Origin of the sequence: Propioniciclava coleopterorum (assembly GCF_011393335.1) — a bacterium.
Lineage (GTDB): Bacteria > Actinomycetota > Actinomycetes > Propionibacteriales > Propionibacteriaceae > Propioniciclava > Propioniciclava coleopterorum.
Genome location: NZ_CP049865.1, coordinates 3,230,124 through 3,248,249 on the forward strand (window position 1 = coordinate 3,230,124; position 18,126 = coordinate 3,248,249).

At 71.8% G+C, this 18,126-nt stretch carries 20 protein-coding genes and 1 pseudogene; 11 read left to right on the forward strand and 10 right to left on the reverse strand.

Annotation, left to right across the window (positions count from 1 at the left end):
• Positions 1-416 precede the first annotated feature (416 nt).
• Positions 417-617, reverse strand: a complete 201-nt coding sequence (locus G7070_RS15330) for a hypothetical protein (protein WP_166234460.1) — start codon at positions 615-617, stop codon at positions 417-419.
• Here G7070_RS15330 and G7070_RS15335 point away from each other — a divergent pair.
• A complete protein-coding gene (locus tag G7070_RS15335; protein ID WP_166234461.1) occupies positions 602-1,438 on the forward strand; it encodes a nucleotidyl transferase AbiEii/AbiGii toxin family protein in 837 nt (278 codons plus the stop codon). The two genes, G7070_RS15330 and G7070_RS15335, sit on opposite strands and share 16 nt — an antisense overlap.
• An 18-nt stretch (positions 1,439-1,456) precedes the next feature.
• On the opposite strand, the gene G7070_RS15340 is transcribed toward G7070_RS15335, so the two are convergent.
• Complete coding sequence (locus tag G7070_RS15340; RefSeq protein ID WP_166234462.1) at positions 1,457-1,759, reverse strand: GNAT family N-acetyltransferase; 303 nt, start codon at positions 1,757-1,759, stop codon at positions 1,457-1,459.
• Between the two features lie 98 nt (positions 1,760-1,857).
• On the opposite strand from G7070_RS15340, the gene G7070_RS15345 reads away from it, so the two are divergent.
• Positions 1,858-2,379 (forward strand): hypothetical protein, encoded by a 522-nt coding sequence (locus tag G7070_RS15345; RefSeq protein ID WP_166234463.1) that lies wholly within the window; start codon positions 1,858-1,860, stop codon positions 2,377-2,379.
• Positions 2,380-2,389: 10 nt separating this feature from the next.
• Here G7070_RS15345 and G7070_RS15350 read toward each other — a convergent pair whose 3' ends face one another.
• From G7070_RS15350 to murQ, 4 genes are all read right to left on the reverse strand, one after another.
• Positions 2,390-2,764, reverse strand: a complete 375-nt coding sequence (locus G7070_RS15350) for a GNAT family N-acetyltransferase (RefSeq protein WP_166234464.1) — start codon at positions 2,762-2,764, stop codon at positions 2,390-2,392.
• Positions 2,765-2,849: 85 nt separating this feature from the next.
• Positions 2,850-3,887 carry a MupG family TIM beta-alpha barrel fold protein gene (locus tag G7070_RS15355; RefSeq protein WP_166234465.1) on the reverse strand — a complete coding sequence of 346 codons (1,038 nt, stop codon included), beginning with the start codon at positions 3,885-3,887 and terminating at the stop codon, positions 2,850-2,852.
• A 123-nt stretch (positions 3,888-4,010) separates the two neighbouring features.
• The gene (locus G7070_RS15360; protein ID WP_166234466.1) at positions 4,011-5,495 is read right to left on the reverse strand and encodes a PTS transporter subunit EIIC; all 1,485 of its coding nucleotides are present in this window, start codon (positions 5,493-5,495) and stop codon (positions 4,011-4,013) included.
• A 44-nt stretch (positions 5,496-5,539) separates the two neighbouring features.
• Positions 5,540-6,433 carry an N-acetylmuramic acid 6-phosphate etherase gene (gene murQ / locus G7070_RS15365; protein ID WP_166234467.1) on the reverse strand — a complete coding sequence of 298 codons (894 nt, stop codon included), beginning with the start codon at positions 6,431-6,433 and terminating at the stop codon, positions 5,540-5,542.
• A 122-nt stretch (positions 6,434-6,555) separates the two neighbouring features.
• On the opposite strand from murQ, the gene G7070_RS15370 reads away from it, so the two are divergent.
• Complete coding sequence (locus G7070_RS15370; RefSeq protein WP_166234468.1) at positions 6,556-7,416, forward strand: MurR/RpiR family transcriptional regulator; 861 nt, start codon at positions 6,556-6,558, stop codon at positions 7,414-7,416.
• 24 nt (positions 7,417-7,440) lie between these two features.
• Here G7070_RS15370 and G7070_RS20045 read toward each other — a convergent pair whose 3' ends face one another.
• Entirely contained in the window at positions 7,441-7,998 is a 558-nt protein-coding gene (locus tag G7070_RS20045; RefSeq protein WP_206079829.1) for an inositol monophosphatase family protein, read from the reverse strand.
• A pseudogene (locus tag G7070_RS20050) lies at positions 7,929-8,261 on the reverse strand (inositol monophosphatase family protein); the annotation flags it as partial. The gene G7070_RS20045 and the pseudogene G7070_RS20050, both read right to left, overlap by 70 nt.
• Before the next feature lie 74 nt (positions 8,262-8,335).
• On the opposite strand from G7070_RS20050, the gene G7070_RS15380 reads away from it, so the two are divergent.
• From G7070_RS15380 to G7070_RS15395, 4 genes are all read left to right on the forward strand, one after another.
• The gene (locus tag G7070_RS15380; RefSeq protein WP_166234469.1) at positions 8,336-9,589 is read left to right on the forward strand and encodes a Gfo/Idh/MocA family protein; all 1,254 of its coding nucleotides are present in this window, start codon (positions 8,336-8,338) and stop codon (positions 9,587-9,589) included.
• Positions 9,590-9,683: 94 nt separating this feature from the next.
• Positions 9,684-10,499, forward strand: coding sequence for a transporter substrate-binding domain-containing protein (locus tag G7070_RS15385; RefSeq protein ID WP_246227155.1), 816 nt, complete (start codon positions 9,684-9,686; stop codon positions 10,497-10,499).
• A 64-nt stretch (positions 10,500-10,563) separates the two neighbouring features.
• Positions 10,564-11,382 carry an amino acid ABC transporter permease gene (locus tag G7070_RS15390; RefSeq protein WP_166234470.1) on the forward strand — a complete coding sequence of 273 codons (819 nt, stop codon included), beginning with the start codon at positions 10,564-10,566 and terminating at the stop codon, positions 11,380-11,382.
• A 2-nt stretch (positions 11,383-11,384) separates the two neighbouring features.
• Positions 11,385-12,254 carry an amino acid ABC transporter ATP-binding protein gene (locus tag G7070_RS15395; protein ID WP_166234471.1) on the forward strand — a complete coding sequence of 290 codons (870 nt, stop codon included), beginning with the start codon at positions 11,385-11,387 and terminating at the stop codon, positions 12,252-12,254.
• A 38-nt stretch (positions 12,255-12,292) separates the two neighbouring features.
• On the opposite strand, the gene G7070_RS15400 is transcribed toward G7070_RS15395, so the two are convergent.
• The gene (locus tag G7070_RS15400) at positions 12,293-12,778 is read right to left on the reverse strand and encodes a DedA family protein (RefSeq protein WP_166235381.1); all 486 of its coding nucleotides are present in this window, start codon (positions 12,776-12,778) and stop codon (positions 12,293-12,295) included.
• Positions 12,779-12,783: 5 nt separating this feature from the next.
• The gene (locus tag G7070_RS15405; protein WP_166234472.1) at positions 12,784-14,094 is read right to left on the reverse strand and encodes an acyltransferase family protein; all 1,311 of its coding nucleotides are present in this window, start codon (positions 14,092-14,094) and stop codon (positions 12,784-12,786) included.
• Between the two features lie 133 nt (positions 14,095-14,227).
• Here G7070_RS15405 and G7070_RS15410 point away from each other — a divergent pair, with 133 nt between their 5' ends.
• From G7070_RS15410 to G7070_RS15420, 4 genes are all read left to right on the forward strand, one after another.
• Positions 14,228-15,163: an AEC family transporter gene (locus G7070_RS15410; protein WP_166234473.1), complete on the forward strand. Its 936-nt coding sequence runs from the start codon at positions 14,228-14,230 to the stop codon at positions 15,161-15,163.
• 176 nt (positions 15,164-15,339) lie between these two features.
• Entirely contained in the window at positions 15,340-16,695 is a 1,356-nt protein-coding gene (locus G7070_RS19030; RefSeq protein ID WP_246227156.1) for a phosphoketolase family protein, read from the forward strand.
• Entirely contained in the window at positions 16,593-17,720 is a 1,128-nt protein-coding gene (locus G7070_RS19035) for a phosphoketolase family protein (RefSeq protein WP_246228063.1), read from the forward strand. Before G7070_RS19030 ends, G7070_RS19035 begins: the two co-directional genes overlap by 103 nt.
• Before the next feature lie 10 nt (positions 17,721-17,730).
• A complete protein-coding gene (locus G7070_RS15420; protein WP_166234474.1) occupies positions 17,731-18,126 on the forward strand; it encodes a pyridoxamine 5'-phosphate oxidase family protein in 396 nt (131 codons plus the stop codon).

Here is an 18,126-nt window from a genome sequence, read left to right on the forward strand (position 1 = left end):
AACGAGATCACCGGGGCACCGCTGCGGACGGTGCGCCCACTCATGCTGCGGGGGGTCTACGCGGACCCGGAGAAGGAGCTCGTCCGACTGCGGCGGGCCGGGCGCGTGGTGCGGATCGCGCCGGGCACCTACGTGGCCCGCCCCGACGACGTGCCGGCCGACCAGGACTGGCGGCCCGCGCTGGAGGACGCGGCCATGGCCTATGCCACCGCGCAGTACGGCGACCGCGTCCCGGTGCTCCATGGGCTGAGTGCCGCGCGGTTCCACCACGCCATCCCGCGCGCCCTGGGCGTCGCGGTCGTGGCGGTGCCGCAGCAGCACCGCGCGGTGGACCTGGCCGACGGCGGCCGGGTGGTGTTCACCACCACCGACACCGAGGCGATCGACGCCCGCCTGGAGGCCGGCGCCCTGGGCGGCTACCTCGTCGCCACCCCGAGCAGGCGTTCCTCGACCTGCTCGCGCGCCCGAACCTCGGCGGACTCCCGGCCGACGCCGCCGCGGCCGTCGCCGCGCTCGCGCCGACCCTCGACCCCGAGCGGCTGGCGCGGCTCCTGCCGCAGCGCCCGGCCACCGTCCGGCGACGCGCCGCCGAGGCGCTGGCGTGAGCCCCCGCGCACGGCGGAGTGCGGCCCGTTCGGCCTACACCCTGGACGAGGCCGACGCCGCGGCGCAGCAGGCGCACTTCGGGGTGGCCCGCGACCAGGTCGAGCACGACTTCGTCCTGTCCCACCTGCTCGCGGCGCTGGCGCCCCACGCGGACCGGTTCGTGTTCTTCGGCGGCACTGCGCTGAGCCGCACCCACCTCGACGGGCTGCGGCTGAGCGAGGACGTCGACCTGCTGTCGGTCGGGCCGCGGCCGGAGGCGGCGCGCGTGCTGGACGCGGCGATCCGCGACGGGCTGGAGCGGGGCTTCGGCCGCGTCGAGGCGGATCGCGACCTCACCGCCGTGCGCCGCGACACCGACCCGTCGGTGTACCGGATCGGCGCCGTCAGCGTCCGGGTGCAGCTGCTGGACGGCGCCCGGTACCCGCGGTGGCCGGTGGCGCCGACGCGGGTCGCCCAGCGTTACACGGGCCTGCCGGATGTCACCCTGACCACCTACACGCCCGACGCCTTCGTCGGCGCCAAGACCGCGGCCTGGTCGGACCAGACGCGGCAGGCGGCCCGCGACCTCTACGACCTGTGGGCCCTGGCGTCGCGCGGATTCATCACGCCGGCGGCCGCCGCGCTGTACCGACGCCTGGGCCCGACCGGGCGGGCGCCGGGGCCCTGGACCTTCCCCACGCGGGTGCCGGGGGAGGCCGAGTGGGAGGCGTCGCTGGGCCACCAGTGTCGACCGGCCGTCGGCCCGCGCGCGGCCCACGACGCCGTCGTGGCGGCCTGGCGCGCCGCGGCCGGGAACGAGACCGACGGCTCGGACGCGCGCGTCGACCGCTGAGCCGAAGCGCGTCGGGGCTCAGGAGGCGGCGTTGCGCCCGTAGGCGAGGTCCCGGTAGTCGGGATGCCGCGCCATCCAACCCTTGACGAAGGGGCACAGCGGCAGCACCTCGAGGCCGCCCTCGGCGCGGACGTCGTCCAGGGCGGCGCGGATGAGCTGAGACCCGAGCCCGCGGCCCTCGAACGCGGGATCGATCTCGGTGTGGGTGAAGGTCACCAGGCCGTCGGTGCGCAGGTACTCGGCGAAGCCGGCGAGGTTCCCCTCGTCGGTGACCTCGTAGCGGTGGGCCGCGCGGTTGTTGCTGATCGAGACCTCGGACATCGACGCTCCTTCCCGGCGGCCGGTCGGGGACGCCGTCGTGGCCGAGTCTAGGCGTCCCGGACCGGGTGCCGGACGCCGGTGCGGCGTAGGCTGCGGCCATGTCGACGACCTCCGTGCCGCGCGGCCCGGCCCCCGGCCGGGTGGCCCTCACCGCCGCGGCGGTGGGCTACGCGATCCTGCTGGTCGGCGTGGCCCTGCTGGCCGGCGGAGACACGGCTGACCCCCTGCCCGAGGGGCTCGTGGCCGCGCTGGCCGGCGCGGGCGCGGTCATCGTCGCGATCTGCCTGCTGGCGCCCCTGATGCCGCAGCGGTGGGCGCGGTACGCCAACATCCCGTACCGCTCCCACTGGGAGACTCCCGAGCGGTGGCCGCGCGCGCAGCGTCTGCTGGCCGACGAACTCGGGTGGTTCGGCACGGCCACCCTGGCGCTGCTCGGCACGCTGCTGGCCATCAGCGCCGTCCGGGCCGAGGGGACGCCCGTGCCAGCGTGGGTCGCCGTGGCCGCGGTGGGCGTGTTCATGGCGTGGATCCTGGGTTACGCGACCTGGCTGTACCTCGGGCCGCGCTGGCGTCCGATGACCGATCCGCGGGACGCGCCGGCGCCGGGTCGTCGCCGCTGAGCCGCCCGACTCAGGCGGGCGCCACCGTGCGGCGCACGATGCAGTCGCGCGTGCCCTTCGGACGGACGTAGACGAAGCCCGCGTCTTCGAACATGGCCCGCGAGCCGCCGTGCAGGAACGGCGACGACACCCGGACGCCGGGGGCGCGGTCCTGCGGGTAGCCGTCCACGACGCCGCCGCCCGCCGCGGCGATCAGGTCGAGCGCGCCGGCCAGCGCGGCTCGGGCCACCCCGCGGCCGCGGTGGCGCCGATCGACGTAGAAGCAGGTGATCCGGTAGTCGGGCAGGTCCCCCGGCGCCGCGACCTGGGCGCGGTGGGTGATGCCCGGCAGTTCGGCCGGGCTGCCGTACTGGCACCAGCCGACGGCCTCCTCGCCCTCGAACACGGTGGCCTCCTCGTCCGAAGGGGCCTCAGCCTAGGACGCGTGCCGGCGTCCCGGAAGGCGGGCTCGCGCGAGGGGGCGGCGGCCGTCAGGGGGCGGCGACGAAGCGGACCAGGCGCGAGAGCCGGAGGCGGTCCACCACGGAGCGGTAGGGCGCCGCGATGTCGGCGACCCGGGCCTGCCGCGGGTCGAGCGGGGCATCCCGCAGCATCAGGTGCGTCTCCCCGGCGTAGCGGCCGTAGTTCGGCAGGTCCATCTGGACGCTGCCCCGCTCGCGGACGTCGGCGTTCACCCAGGACGCGGGCGTCGGACGGCCGCGGGTTCCCTCCAGGCGCTCCGACAGCCCCGTCTCCTCGATCCGGATGCGCCACGGGCCCTCCAGCAGGAAGTCCGCGGCGGCGTCGATCGCGGCGAGCGGGACGGTGATCTCGCCGGTGCGTTCGTAGTGCTCGATCCACTCCAGGTGGCGGGGCAGCGGGACGCCCTCGGCGAACACGATCGTGGTGCCGGGGAACTCCTGGGCCACCTGCAGGTAGTTCACGTACGCGTTGCGGTGGCGCTGCTCCTCGAGCATCGGCAGCCCCAGGTGCAGGGGGGCGCGGAAGGTGAGCTCGCCCGGGATGAACGTGAACACCTCGAGGCCGCGCGCGGCGAACAGGGCGTTCTGCCGCCGGACGAAGTCGGCGGTCAGCCCCGTCTCGGGGCGCGGGTAGTAGTTGTGCCAGCCCACGAGGGTGAGCCCGTCGAGGGCGTCGAGCTCGGCGTCGCCGACCGTGCTGGCGTTCAGGGCCACCTTGAAGTCGCCGACCTCGGCGATCCGGGCGATGTCGGCGACGTCGAACCCGAAGTCGATCCGGACCCAGCGCACGCCCCAGTCGCGCAGCACGCCCACCTCGTCCCGCCCGATGCCCAGCTTCATCAGGGTGACGGGGGAGATGTCGGCGCAGAACGTGAGGCCGTCGCGCTCGTGCAGCGTGCGCAGGTGATCGGCGAAGGCGGCCAGGTCGTCGGCCTCGGGGATGTGCAGCGACGTGAAGAGCGCGTGCTCGGCGCTGTGGTCGCGGGCGGCCGCCACGACGGCGTCCCGGACCTCGACGGGATCGGTGGGGTAGAGCGAGAACAACATGACGCCATCCTTGTCGGTTCTGCGTCGGCGCGGGGCGCGCCGGGAAGGTTGCGGGGCCGGCGTGACGCGCCCCGGGGACGGGAAAGGGGGTGGGCCCGAACCGGACCCACCCCCGAAGATCGATCAGCCGAGGCGCTCGACCATCTTCTCCTTGAAGCCGAAGAAGTAGGTGAGCACGAAGCCCATGACGATCGCGATCGCCAGGCCGCCGAGGTACCAGAACCAGTGCCCGGGGGTGATCACGCCGGTCATGAACAGGCCCGACAGGCCCAGGGCGCCGGCGCCGAAGCTGCCGCCCTGCTGCATGCCCCACGCGATGAACGCGCCACCGAAGCCGGCCCCGAGGCAGGCCGTGATGAACGGGTAGATCAGCGGCAGCGACACACCGTAGATCAGCGGCTCGCCGATGCCCAGCAGGCCGAGCGGGAGGGCGCTCTTGATGATGGTGCGCAGCTTCTTGCTCTTGGTCTTGACCCAGACCGCGATGGCCATGCCGTCCTGGCCGCCGCCCGCCATGGCGAGGATCGGCAGGAGCTCGGTGAAGCCGTGGTCGGCGATGAGCTGGGCGTGCAGTGGCGTGAGCCCCTGGTGGACGCCCAACATCACCATCGGCAGGAAGAGACTCGCCATCAGGTAGCCGCCGATGACGCCGCCCTGCTTGAGTCCGAAGTCGACCAGGAGCCAGGTGAGGCCCTTCATGAGCAGCGCCGAGATCGGCATGATGATGATGACCGCGGCGATCGCGCCGAGGATGACCGTCAGCGCCGGGATGATGAACAGCTCGAAGCTGGCCGGGATGACCTTGCGCAGGTTCTTCTCGATGAGGGTGAACACCCACGCGGTCACCATGACGCCGATGACGCCGCCCAACCCGGGGCTGAGCTGGCCGAACAGCGGCAGAACGAGCGGCTGCGCGGCGGTGGTGATCGAGCCGTCGGCCGCCTTCACCGCGGCGATGCCTGCCAGTGCCGGCATGTAGGGCACGCCGCCGGCGATGAAGCCGAGCACCGGGGTGCCGCCGAACTCCTTGGCCGTGTTGTGGCCCACGATGAAGTTCAGCGCGCCGGTGACGATGGCGCCCAGGGCCGCGAAGGCCAGGAACCACGGGTTCTTCACGATCGTCGGGTCGGCCAGCTTCCAGAAGTTGGCGATCGACGCGATGATGCCGCCGGCGACGAAGCCGGGGATGATCGGGATGAAGATGTTGCCGATGTGGCGGAACAGGGCGTGGACGCCCGTGTTCTGGCGGGCCTTGACCTTGGCGCGCGTCTCGCCCGCGACGTCGCGGACGCGGTCGCCGCCGGTGAGGGCTGCCAGGGCGTCGGGCTCGTCCTCCTCGTCGTCGTCGAAGTCGACGTGGGCGGCGTTGCTGACTTCGGCGAACGCGACGTCGAGGCGGTCGGAGTGACCCGGGCCGACGACGATCTGGACCTGATCGCCGGGGACGACGCCCAGGACACCGTCGAGCGCCTTGATGCCGGCGACGTCGACCTTCTCGGGGTCGTTCACGTTGAGACGGAGCCGGGTCATGCAGTGGGTGAACGAGTCGATGTTCTCGTTCCCCCCGGCCAGGGAGAGGATCTCCCGGCTGAGGGCCTTGTAATCCATGTCTGTTCCTTCGGTGAGCGGTGCGGTGTTGGTGATACGTGGGGTCAGTCGGCGACGGCGGCGCGCACGAAGCCCTGGCTGGCCTCGAGCCGTCCCCGTGCCTGATCGGCGTCGACGCCGAGCAGGATCATGACGATGGCGGTCTTGGCGTGACCGCCGGACGCCTCGAGCGCGGCGCGGGCCGCGTCCTCGGCGCAATCGGTGGCGGCGCGGACGATGCGGACGGCCCGCTCGCGCAGCTTGGCGTTGGTGGGGGCGACGTCGACCATCAGGTTCCCGTAGACCTTGCCCAGGCCGACCATGGTCGCGGTCGAGATCATGTTGAGGGTCAACTTCTGGCTGGTGCCGGCCTTGAGCCGCGTGGAGCCGGTCAGGACCTCCGGGCCGTTGTCGAGTTCGATCGCGATGTCGGCGTGCCGGCTGACGTCGGCGTCCGCGTTGCAGGCGATGGACGCCGTGGCGGCGCCGACCTCCCGGGCGTGGTCGAGCCCGCCGATGACGTAGGGGGTCCGGCCGGACGCGGCGATCCCCACGACGAGGTCGTCGGGGCCCACGCCGAGGGCGTCCAGGTCGGCGACGCCGAGCTCGGCGGAGTCCTCGGCGCCCTCGACCGCCTTGAACATGGCGCCCTGGCCCCCGGCGAGGAGGCCGACGACCTGCTCGGGCGGCGCGCTGAAGGTGGGCGGGATCTCCGCGGCGTCCAGGACGCCGAGGCGACCGCTGGTGCCGGCGCCCATGTAGATGAGGCGCCCGCCGCGCTGGAGGCGCTCGGTGGCGGCCTCGACGACCGCCGTGATCTGGGGCAGCGCCGCCGCGACGGCGTCCGCGACCTTGTGGTCCTCGTCGTTCATCACGCGCAGGAGCTCGGCGGGGGTGAGCTCGTCGAGATTGCTGGTCGCAGGGTTGCGCCCCTCGGTCGTGCTCATGTTGCTGGTCATGGAACGTGCCCTCCTCGGCCTCGTCGACATGACGCACTGTTTCATACTTCTGATAGTTTGTGAAGCATTGCAACACGATGGTTCCGACGGCACACTGGATGCCAGCCTCGACAGGGGGAGAGATGGACGTTCTGGGCACGCTCAGCGCGGCGCGGCCACGGCTGCGTCCGGCCGAACTGCGCGTGGCCGTGGCGATCCTGGAGGACCCCGAGACCGCCGCCGGCGCCACCGTCGCGGCGCTGGCCGAGCAGGCGCAGGTGAGCCAGGCGAGCGTGGTGCGGCTCGCGCACGCGCTGGGCTACAGCGGCTTCCCCGAACTCCGGGTCACCCTCACCCAGGAACTCGCGCGCCGCGCGATGGAACTGGAGCGCTCCGCCGTCGGGCACGGCCGCATCGACGTGGCCGACGACCTGTCCGAGGTCGTGGCCAAGCTCGCCTTCCACGAGGCGCGATCCATCGAGCAGACGGCGCGGCTGATCGACCCCGACGCGCTGGACGCCGTGTCCGCCGCGATCGCCGACGGCCGACCGACCCTCACGCTCGGCGTCGGGGCCAGCGGCCTGGCGGCGATGGACATGACCTCCAAGCTGCAGCGCATCGGCCTGGCGAGCGTGTTCTCACCCGACACCCACCTCCAGCTGACCCACGCGGCGCTGACGTCACCGGAGTCCGTCGTGATCGCCTTCTCGTTCAGCGGCCGCACCGGCGAGGTGCACCGGGCGCTGAGCCTCGCCCGGGAGCGGCGGGCGCTCACCGTCGCCGTGACCGGCGACCCGCTCTCGCCGATCGGTGCGCTGGCCGATCACGTCCTGACGATCAGCGCGCGCGAGGACGAACTGCGTGCCGCGGCGCTGGCCAGCCGGATGGCGCAACTCGCCGTCGTCGACTTCCTGTTCGTCCTGGTGGCCCAGCGCCGCGGCAGCGGCCTGGACGACATCCTCGAGCAGACCCGCGCGGCCGTCCGCGACCTGCGGATGGACTGAGCCGGGGCCGGGCGTCGCCGGCGCTCAGGCCTCGATCAGGGCCTGCAGGGCGTCCAGGATCTCGGGCCGGCCCGCCAGCAGCAGGTCGGTGTCGGGCGCGCCGCCGTCGCGTCCGCGGACCGTCAGGCCGGCGCGCTCGGCGATCAGCCACCCGGCAGCGAGGTCCCACGCGTTGAGGCCGCTCTCGTAGTAGGCGTCCTGCCGGCCCGCGGCCACGTAGCACAGCTCCAGCGCCGCCGACCCCTGCCGGCGGATGTCGCGGATCCGCGGCAGCACCCGGGTGAGGATCTGCGCCTGCGCGGTGCGCAGTTCGGCGCGGTACCCGAAGCCCGTCGAGACCAGCGACAACCCCAGGTCGACCGCGGGGGAGGCGCGCAGCTCGCGCTCCTCGCCGCGCACGCGCATCCACGCGGGCCCGTCGGCGGTGGCCCAGAACAGCTCCTCGTGGTCGGGTTGGTAGACCGCGCCGGCGACGGGGCGGAACTCCCGCGCGGGTCGCCGACGACCGCCGCGACGCTGACCGAATACTCGGGGATGCCGTAGAGGTAGTTGACCGTGCCGTCGATGGGGTCGATCAGCCACGACACGCCCGTCGCGCTGGGGGAGAACGAGCCCTCTTCGCCGAGCAGGCCGTCGCCGGGTCGCAGCTCGGCCACCAGCCGGGCCGCGAGCTCCTCGGAGCGCTTGTCCATGACGGTGACGACGTCCACCGGCGAGCTCTTGGTGGCGGCGACGCCGAGGCTGTCGGGGCGCTCGTCGGCGATCAGGCGGCCGCACCGCCGGGCGATCTCGATCGCCACCCCGACGAGCGCGGCGGTGTCGGGGGTCTGGGCGTGCGGATCCATGCCCCCACCCTGGCACGCGGTGGCAACTCGCGCGCCGGGGGTTCATCTGACGGCGGGAGGGTGAGAATGGGGGCATGACCATCGACTACGCGCTCCTGGGCGCCGGCAACCGGGGCACCAAGTACGCGACCTGGGTCGCCGAGCATCCCGACCGCGCCCGCGTGGTCGCGGTGGCCGACCCCGATCCCGGGGCGCGCGACCGGATCGGCGAGCTGTGCGGCGTGGCGCCGGACCGGCGCTACGACTCCTGGAGCGCGCTCCTGGCCGAGGGCAGGATCGCGGACAGCGCCATCGTCGCCACCCAGGACGCCGACCACGTCGGCCCGGCGGTCGCCGCCCTGGAACTCGGCTACGACGTCCTGCTCGAGAAGCCGATGGCGCCCACCGAGCAGGACTGCCGCCGGATCGTGGACGCGGCGCACGCGTCCGGGCGGTTGTTCGCCGTGTGCCACGTCCTGCGCTACACGCCCTACACGGCGCTGGTCCGCTCGATCATCGCGAGCGGGGTGCTCGGCGTCCTGCAGTCGGTGCAGCACCTCGAGCCGATCGGGTGGTGGCACTTCGCGCACAGCTACGTGCGGGGCAACTGGCGCAACGAGGCGCTGTCCTCCTCGCTGCTGCTCGCCAAGAGCTGCCACGACCTCGACTGGCTCGCTTTCGTGATGGGGGCCCGGATCTCCTCGGTGTCGGGATTCGGCTCGCTGCGTCATTTCCGTGCGGGGGAGGCGCCCGAGGGCGCCGCCGACCGCTGCGTGGACTGCGTCCACCAGCACACCTGCCCCTACTCGGCGGTCGACCTCTACCTCGACCGGCCCGTGGGCGAGGCGAGCGGTTGGCCGTTGTACGTCCTGACCCGTGACCCATCCCAGATGGCGAAGGCGGTCGCGGAGGGTCCCTACGGGCGCTGCGTGTACGCCAGCGACAACGACGTGGTCGACCACCAGGTGGTCGCGCTCGAGTTCGACAACGGGGCCACCGGCTCGTTCACCCTCACGGCCTTCACCGACAAGGCCGACCGGCAGACCCGGATCTTCGGCAGCCACGGCTGCCTGGAGGGCGACGGCGACACCGTCCGGGTGCTCGACTTCGCCACCCGGGAGTGGACCACCCACAGTGCGCATCGTCCCGGCGAGATGGACGCCGCGTCCGGGCACGGCGGCGGGGACGACGGCCTCATGGACGCCTGGACGGCCGCGGTCGCGGCGCAGGACCAGAGCCTGGTCTCCTCCGACGCCGCGAGCGCGCTCGCGTCCCACCTCGCCGTGTTCGCCGCCGAGCGCGCCCGCAAACAGCGTCTGGTGCTCGAGGTCGATCCCGCGGGGATGTAACCCTTTGGTGACGGCCTCGCGCGTACTGTTGGGCGGCGCGGCGGGGAGTGAGAGCATTCACCATCGCCAGCCGTTCCCGGGAGGACAGTCCATCGTGAAGAAGCCCTACGTCGCCGCCGCTGTGGTGGCCGCCACCGCGCTCGCCCTGAGCGGGTGCGCCAACAACTCCGCCGCCCCCGCCGGTCCGCAGACCACCGCAGGAACCGGCGGGGTCGCGCTCGTCTCCCCGGGCAAGCTGACCGTCTGCACGCACCTGGCCTACAAGCCGTTCCAGTACACCGACGGCGGCAAGATCGTCGGCTTCGACGTCGACCTGATGGACCTGGTGGCCAAGAAGCTCGGCGTCACCCAGGAGATCGTCGACATCGAGTTCGGGCAGATCACGTCCGGCGCCGTGTTCACCGCAAAGAAGTGCGACGCCGGCGCCGCCGCCATCACGATCACCGACGAGCGCCAGAAGGCGACCGGGTTCTCCAAGCCCTACTTCGCCTCCAAGCAGGCCCTGCTGGTCAAGGCCGACTCGGGCATCACGAAGCTGGCCGACCTCAAGGGCAAGGAACTCGGCGTCCAGACCGACACCACCGGCCAGAAGTTCGCCGAGGAGAAGGCGGCCGAGGTCGGGTACACCACCAAGGTCTACGACGACATGCCCACGGGGTCGAACGCCGTCCTGGCCGGCACCGTCGCCGGGTCGATGAACGACAACGGCGTCCTGCTCGACTTCGCCAAGGACAACCCGACCACCAAGGTGGTCGAGGAGTTCGACACCGGCGAGCACTACGGCTTCAACGTCGGCAAGGACAACGCGGCCCTGGCGACCGCGATCGACGAGGCACTGGACGCCGCGAAGGCCGACGGCACGTTCAACACCATCTACAAGAAGTGGTTCGGGGTCGACGCACCCAAGTGACCTCCACGACGACCGGGCCCGCCGGGGCCCGGTCGTCCCTCGTCCACTCACCTCGAGGAAGCCGATGACAGCGAACACCGTCCCCGTCGCCCGCTCGAAGATGTCGCCGCGTCGGCGCGCCCGCCTGATCCGCCTGGTGCAGTACGCCGTCCTGCTCGGCGTGGTGATCTGGCTGCTGGTCACGATGGACGGCCGCCAGGTCCAGCAGGTGTTCTTCCGGCCCGACCTGGTGCAGGAGACGCTGCTCGGCATCCCACGGCACCTGCTCAACACCGTGATCTACACGGCGGGCGCCTTCGTGTTCGGCCTGCTGCTGGGCACCGTCCTGGCGCTGATGCGGCTGTCGCAGGTCGCCCCCTACCGCTGGATCGCCGGCATCTACATCGAATTCTTCCGCGGCGTCCCGGCCATCATCGTCCTGCTCGCGTTCGGTCTGTTGCCGATCGCGTTCCCCGGCCTGAGGTTCCCGCTGGAGCCCTACGGCACGGTCTGGACGGCGCTGGGCATGGTGTCGGGTGCCTACATGGCCGAGACGATCCGGGCCGGCATCCAGGCGGTGCCGAAGGGACAGGTCGAGGCCGCCCGCAGCCTGGGCATGCCGTCGGGGACGTCGATGCGGCGCATCGTGCTGCCGCAGGCGTTCCGCATCATCACCCCGCCCCTGACCAACGAGCTCATCCTGCTGACCAAGGACTCCTCGCTGGTCTACGTGCTGGGCCTCACCACGGCCGCGTTCGAGCTGACCAAGTACGGCCGCGACCTGTCCAACAGCAACGGGAACCTGACGCCCCTGGTGGTGGCCGGGTTCTGCTACCTCCTGATCACCCTGCCGCTGACCTTCCTGGTGCGGTGGATGGAATCGAAGCAGAAGAAGGCGCGCTGACCATGACCGAGACGACCACCCCGACCGCGATCCCCTCGGGACGCCGCGAGGACGAGATCCAGGTCTACGACCTCCACAAGAGCTTCGGTGAGCGCGAGGTGCTCACCGGCATCAGCCTCACGGTCCACCAGGGTGAGGTGGTGTGCGTCATCGGGCCGTCCGGCTCGGGCAAGTCGACGCTGCTGCGGTGCGTGAACCTGCTGGAGATCCCCACGTCGGGCCGCGTGTTCATCCTGAACGAGGAGATCACCGACCCCGACGCGGACGTGGACGCGATCCGCAGCCAGATGGGCATGGTGTTCCAGCAGTTCAACCTGTTCCCGCACCTGACGGTGCTGCAGAACTGCACCATCGGGCAGACCGTGGTCAAGAAGATCGACAAGGCCACCGCGGAGAAGATCGCGCTGGACTACCTCGGCCAGGTGGGCCTGCGCGACCGGGCGGACGCCTACCCGGCCCAGCTCTCGGGCGGCCAGCAGCAGCGCGTCGCGATCGCGCGGGCGCTGTCGATGGACGTGCAGATGGTGCTCTTCGACGAGCCGACTTCGGCCCTGGACCCCGAACTGGTCGGCGACGTCCTCGACGTGATGCGGCGCCTCGCCGAGTCCGGCATGACGATGATGGTCGTCACCCACGAGATGGCGTTCGCCCGCGAGGTCGCCGACCGCGTGATCTTCATGGACGGCGGGGTCATCGTGGAGGAGGGCGACCCCGACCAGGTCATCGGGAACCCGCAGCAGGAGCGCACCCGTACGTTCCTGCAGCGCGTGCTGAACCCCACGCACCTGCATCCCGACGAGCCGGACGAGCCGATCGCCGTCGCGCCGACCGTCGAGCCGGAGGACAAGCCCCGGCGGTCGCGCCTCTTCTGACCCGCGGCAGGACGCCGGCGTCCGGGTCCTACCCGAGGTCAGGACGCCGCGGCGTCCGGGCGTCGGCGGCGCGACTCGCGTACCCGCCAGACGATGAACGCCGCGAGCGCGGCCGCGGCGATGACCGCGACCACCACGGCGACCGTGGGGTTGCGCGCCCACAGCAGGTTGAACGACTCGACGCCCACATAACCGACGGTGCCGTACAGCAGCGCCCAGATGACCGATCCGACCGTGACCGCGGGCAGGTAGCGCCGCAGCGGCATCCGGGTGGCGCCCGCCGCCAGGTTCACCAGGGTCTGGAACCCGATGGTGAGGAACGACAGCGAGATGATCGGGGGGCCCCACTTGTTCAGCTGCTGCTCGGCGCGCGCGTAGCCGGGCGAACTCATGGCGTGCGCGATCCGGGTCCGGCGCGCGCCGGACTGGATGAGCCGCCCGAGCCAGTAGGTGGCGTTGGCCCGGCACATCACGATGACGAACAAAGCCGCGACGATCACGTAGAAGGGGGCGTCCCACTCCATCGGATTCACGTCGTCTTCCCCTCCGCGGCGCTCGGCCTCGCACCCGTGCGGTGGGCGGCCTGGGTGCGGTCGGCCGCATACCCCATCAACCAGGAGCCCAGCCAGATCAGGATCACGCCCAGCGATGAGCCGGGGCGGGCGGGATGGATGACGGTTCCAGTCTGCCAGACCAGCAACGTGCCCAGGACGAGGGTGCCGTACGCCATGATCGCGACGGCCGTGTCCTGCGCGGGGCCCAGCGGCGGGATCATGCGGAGTTCGAGGCGGCCCAGCAGCGGGATGACGGCGGCCACGACCAGCAGCGCGCAGAGCGCGAGCACGGCGGGGGAGAGCAGCACCGGTGCCAGGATCGGCACGAGCGCGGTCAGGAGCAGCAGCCCCACCCCCGCCACCACGATGCACGGGATGTGCCACAGGTAGACCGACACCATCACCGTGTTGAGGACGGCGATCGCCCGCTCCGCGCGGGGCGAGATCGTGGCGAGCCACCCCGCCCGCTCGACCAGCGCCAGGACGCCGCACTGCGCCAGCGCGAGCGCGGCCATCGCGAGCGTGGGCGGCTGCAGGTTCGCGAACGGCAGGTCGGCGAAGCCCACCGACGTGGGCGGGTAGCCCAGCGCGAACACCATGAGGCAGATGGAGCCGACGCCGACCGCGATCGCCGCCGGGGCCGCCCACGCGGGGCCGCGGCGCCACCAGCCGCGCTGGTAGGCGATGCCGAACTGGTGCACCAGGGGCCACACCAGGATCATGTTGAGGTTGCGGAGCTCGGGCCGCCCGACCTGCAACGACCACAGGTCGACCGCGAACGCCGCGGCCGCCAGGGCGAGCATGGGCCACACGCCGAAGCGGTCGTGCAGCCGCACCAGCCACGGCGCGAAGGCGACGATCACCAGGTAGACCGTGATGAACCACAGCAGCTGCATCAGCGCCCGGCTCAGCGTGGACGCCTGGTCGAGCCACCCGAACCAGGCCGCGCCGGTGGCCAGGACGGCGCAGAACGTGACGAACACCGACAACGGTCCGACGAGCCGCCGGCCGCGTCCGGCCAGGTAGTGCCCGAGCGACGTGCCCTCGCGACGCATCCGGTCCACGGTGAGGGTGTTGCCGAACCCGCCGGCCACGAAGAACAGCGGCATGATCATGAGCACCCACGTCAGCGGGTACAGGGCGTGCGGGGCCGCCCAGGGGATCAGGGTGACGTGGCCGTCGACGATCCTGATCCGGTACAGCAGCGTGTGGAACACCACGACCACCAGCACCGACAGCGCCCGCGCCACGTCGATCACGTGGTTGCGGGGCCGGGTGGTGTTCACCGCGTCATCCTAAGTCAGCCCCGTCCGCGACCCGGCACCGCTCCGCCCGCGCGATGGCAACCCGGCCGCGGCGCCGCTGCCACGCGTGGCAACCGCTCTCCGGGCGGGGCGGCCGCCCCGCTAGGGTCGGGACGTGCAGAGCGCGTTGGGGGGCATATCGACCATCTGGGTCGTGATCGGCGTCGGCTGGCTGATCGCCCACCTACGGCTGGTCAACACCGAGGGGCGACGCCTGATGGCGCTGCTCGCCTTCACCGTCGGCTCACCCGCCCTGCTGTTCGCCATGGTGTCGCGCGCGTCGCTGGACCACCTCTTCTCCCGCACCGTCATCGTCAGCGCGATCGCCGTTGTGGTCGTGGGCGGCGTCGCGATCGTCCTGGCCCGCTGGGTCCTTCGCGGCTCGGTGGGCGACACCGTCATCGCGTTCATGGCCTCGGCCTACACCAACGCCGCCAACTTCGGCCTGCCGGTCGCGATCGCGCTGCTGGGGGACGCGACCTGGATGGCCCCCATCCTGCTGATGCAGGTCGCGCTCCTGATGCCGGTCTGCCTGGCGATCCTGGACAGCCACACCGCCCGGGCGGCGGGCACGAAACTCTCGCCGTGGCGCTACCTCAGCCTGCCGTTCCGCAACCCCATCACCATCGGCATCCTGCTGGGGCTGGCGGCCAACCTCCTGGGCATCCAGATGCCCGCGTGGGTGATGCGTCCGGTCGACATGATCGGCGGGATCGCCGTCCCGCTCATGCTGCTCGCCTTCGGCGTCTCGCTCCGGCTGGACCCGCTGCCCGGCCGCGGCGAGCACCAGGCGCAGACGTGGGCGGTCGTGGCGCTGAAGACCGTGGCGCACCCGGTGGCGGCCTGGGGGATCGGGACCGCCTTCGGCCTGACCGGGCCTGAACTGTACGCCGTCACGGTCCTCGGCGCGCTGCCGGCCGCGCAGAACGTGCACGTCATCGCCACCCGGTACGACCAGAGCGAGCTGATGGCGCGCGACGCGGTGTTCTGGTCGACGATCCTGTCGGTGGGCACCCTGCTCGGGATCGCCGCGCTGCTCGGCGGCGCCTGAGCCTGGGACACGGCCGGGCATGACCTCGCGTGGGCGCGACCCCGACCCGCGCCGGACGCGACCGACCCGCCCCCGAGCGTCCCGGCGGTGACACCCCGATGACGGCCACCCCATCGGGCGACGGCGTTTCGGCCGGACCCATGGCCGCGGCGAACCGACCGGGGTAGCGTGCAGGTATGGCTGTGGTGCTTCCGAGTCTCGAAGAGTCAGAACTCGCCGCGATCGATGCGTGGTGGCGGGCCAACAACTACCTCACGGTGGGCCAGATCTACCTCCAGGCGAACCCGCTGCTGCGCGAACCCCTGCGCGCCGAGGACGTCAAGCCGCGCCTGCTGGGCCACTGGGGCACGAGCCCCGGGCTGGCGTTCATCTGGGCGCACGTCTCCCGGCTGATCAAGCGGACGGGGCAAAAAGCGCTCTACATCACCGGGCCGGGGCACGGCGGCCCGGCGATCGTGGGGGCGTCCTACCTGGAGGGCACCTACACCACCTACTTCCCGCAGGTCACCCAGGACGAGCCGGGCCTGCTGCGGCTGTTCCGGCAGTTCTCCGCGCCCGGCGGCATCCCCTCGCACGCGTCGGTGACGACGCCCGGCTCGATCCACGAGGGTGGCGAACTGGGCTACGCGCTGATCCACGCCTTCGGGGCGGTGTTCGACAACCCCGACCTGCTCACGGTCGCGGTGGTCGGGGACGGCGAGGCGGAGACGGGCCCGCTGGAGGGCTCCTGGAAGGGGATCTCGTTCCTGAACCCCGAGCGCGACGGCGCCGTGCTGCCGGTCCTGCACCTCAACGGCGGCAAGATCGCGGCGCCCACGGTGCTCTCCCGCAAGCCGCGCGAGGAGGTGCGGGCGCTGTTCGAGGGGCACGGCTACGACGTGATCGAGGTCGAGGGCGACGACGTGCCCGGTATGCACGAACGGTTCGCGGACGCGCTGGGTGCCGCCTACGCGGCGATCACCGAGATCCAGGAACTCGCCCGCAGCGGCCGCTGGGACGGCGTCCGGCCGCGCTGGCCGATGATCATCCTGCGCTCGCCCAAGGGGTGGACGGGCCCGCACGAGGTCGACGGCACGCTCGTCGAGGGCACGTGGCGGGCCCACCAGGTGCCGCTGTCCGGCATCCGCAGCAACCCCGAGCACCTGCGCCTGCTCGAGGAGTGGCTGCGTTCCTACCGGCCCGAGGAACTGTTCGACGAGACCGGTGCGCCCACCGAGCTGGTGCGGTCGGCGAACCCGCTCGACGCCGACCTGACCCTGTCGGGCACGCCGTACGCCAACGGGGGCGGCTCATGGAGCCGCTCGACCTGCCCGACTTCCGGGACCTGGCCGTCGAGGTGGCGGCCCGCGGCGGCGACCGGATCGAGTCCACCCGCAAGCTCGGCGAGCTCATGGAGCAGGCCTACCGGCGCAACCCGACCCGCTTCCGGCTGTTCTGCCCCGACGAGACGAACTCCAACCGGCTGGGGGCGGTGTTCGGCGCCTCGGACCGGGCATGGATGGAGGAGGTCACGCCCGACGACGAGCACCTGAGTCGCGAGGGTCGCGTCATGGAGGTGCTGAGCGAGCACAACTGCCACGGCTGGCTCGAGGCCTACAACCTCACCGGACGCCACGGCCTGTTCGCCACGTACGAGGCGTTCGCCATGGTGTCGGCGTCCCAGACCATCCAGCACGGGAAGTGGCTGCAGGAGGCCGACGAGCTGACCTGGCGGGCACCCATCCCCAGCCTGAACATCCTGGTGAGCTCGACCGCCTGGCGCAACGACCACAACGGCTTCAGCCACCAGGGACCCGGCATGCTGCAGCTGCTGCTCAACATGGGCGCCAAGGTCGCGCGGGTGTACCTGCCGCCGGACGCTAACTGCCTGCTGTCGGTGGCCGACCACTGCTTCGCGTCCACCGACTACGTCAACCTGATCGTGCAGGACAAGCAGCCCCAGCCGCAGTGGCTGAGCATGGACGAGGCGATCGCGCACTGCACCAAGGGTGCGTCCATCTGGGACTGGGCCGGCAACGAGGAGGGCTTCGGCCCCGGCGACCCCGACATCGTGCTCGCCTGCGCCGGCGACGTCATGACGATGGAGACCGTCGCGGCCGCCGAGATCCTCAAGGTGCGGCTCCCCGCCCTGCGGACGCGCGTGGTCAACGTCGTCGACCTGATGACCCTGCGGCGCCCCAAGGACCACCCGCACGGCATGAGCGAGACCTACTTCCGCGAGCTGTTCACCGACACCAAGGACGTGGTGTTCGCGTTCCACGGCTACCCCGGCGGCATCCACCAGCTGGTCCACGGCCGGCCGGACGCCGACCGGTTCCGGGTGCGCGGGTTCATCGAGCAGGGCACCACGACCACGCCGTTCGACATGGTCGTGCGCAACCGGGCGTCCCGCTACCACCTGGTGATGGACGCGATCAACAACGCGAAATCCCTGCCCAAGGGGGCCGAGGAACTCAAGGACTGGTGCGAGGAGCAACTGGCCCGGCACGAGTCGTACATCGTCGAACATCTCGAGGACATGCCACAGGTGCGCGACTGGCGACTCGGGGAACTGTAAGCTCGACTGCGTGATTCCTGGCTACTTCGTGACGATCGACGCCGACGAGTGCCTGCGCCTGCTGGGCGAAGGCACCATCGGCCGGGTCGCCTGGGTGTCCTCGCGCGGCCTGCAGGTCCTGCCCGTGAGCTACACGCTCGTCGGCGACGCCGTCGTCTTCACCGTCGCGGAGGGCACGATCCTCGGCGAACTGTCCCGCCCGACGAAGGTCGCGTTCGAGGTCGACGACCTCGACACCCAGACCGCGACCGGGTGGTCGGTGCTGGCCCAGGGCGAGACGACGCCCTTCGCCGGCGACAAGGAGGCGCTCAAGAGCCTTCCCTGGGTCCCTGGCCATCAGGACATCCCGATCGCCGTGGAGCTGAGCTTCCTCGCGGGCCGGTCCGTCTCGGCCGAGAGCGACTGA

What these genes read in the sequence shown, in the direction of transcription:
- G7070_RS15340 (WP_166234462.1), bottom strand. Translation starts at nt 1,759, where the DNA reads ATGTCCGAGGTCTCGATCAGCAACAACCGCGCGGCCCACCGCTACGAG.
- G7070_RS15345 (WP_166234463.1), top strand. Translation starts at nt 1,858, where the DNA reads ATGTCGACGACCTCCGTGCCGCGCGGCCCGGCCCCCGGCCGGGTGGCC.
- G7070_RS15355 (WP_166234465.1), bottom strand. Translation starts at nt 3,887, where the DNA reads ATGTTGTTCTCGCTCTACCCCACCGATCCCGTCGAGGTCCGGGACGCC.
- G7070_RS15360 (WP_166234466.1), bottom strand. Translation starts at nt 5,495, where the DNA reads ATGGATTACAAGGCCCTCAGCCGGGAGATCCTCTCCCTGGCCGGGGGG.
- murQ (WP_166234467.1), bottom strand. Translation starts at nt 6,433, where the DNA reads ATGACCAGCAACATGAGCACGACCGAGGGGCGCAACCCTGCGACCAGC.
- G7070_RS15370 (WP_166234468.1), top strand. Translation starts at nt 6,556, where the DNA reads ATGGACGTTCTGGGCACGCTCAGCGCGGCGCGGCCACGGCTGCGTCCG.
- G7070_RS15380 (WP_166234469.1), top strand. Translation starts at nt 8,336, where the DNA reads ATGACCATCGACTACGCGCTCCTGGGCGCCGGCAACCGGGGCACCAAG.
- G7070_RS15390 (WP_166234470.1), top strand. Translation starts at nt 10,564, where the DNA reads ATGACAGCGAACACCGTCCCCGTCGCCCGCTCGAAGATGTCGCCGCGT.
- G7070_RS15395 (WP_166234471.1), top strand. Translation starts at nt 11,385, where the DNA reads ATGACCGAGACGACCACCCCGACCGCGATCCCCTCGGGACGCCGCGAG.
- G7070_RS15400 (WP_166235381.1), bottom strand. Translation starts at nt 12,778, where the DNA reads ATGGAGTGGGACGCCCCCTTCTACGTGATCGTCGCGGCTTTGTTCGTC.
- G7070_RS19030 (WP_246227156.1), top strand. Translation starts at nt 15,340, where the DNA reads ATGGCTGTGGTGCTTCCGAGTCTCGAAGAGTCAGAACTCGCCGCGATC.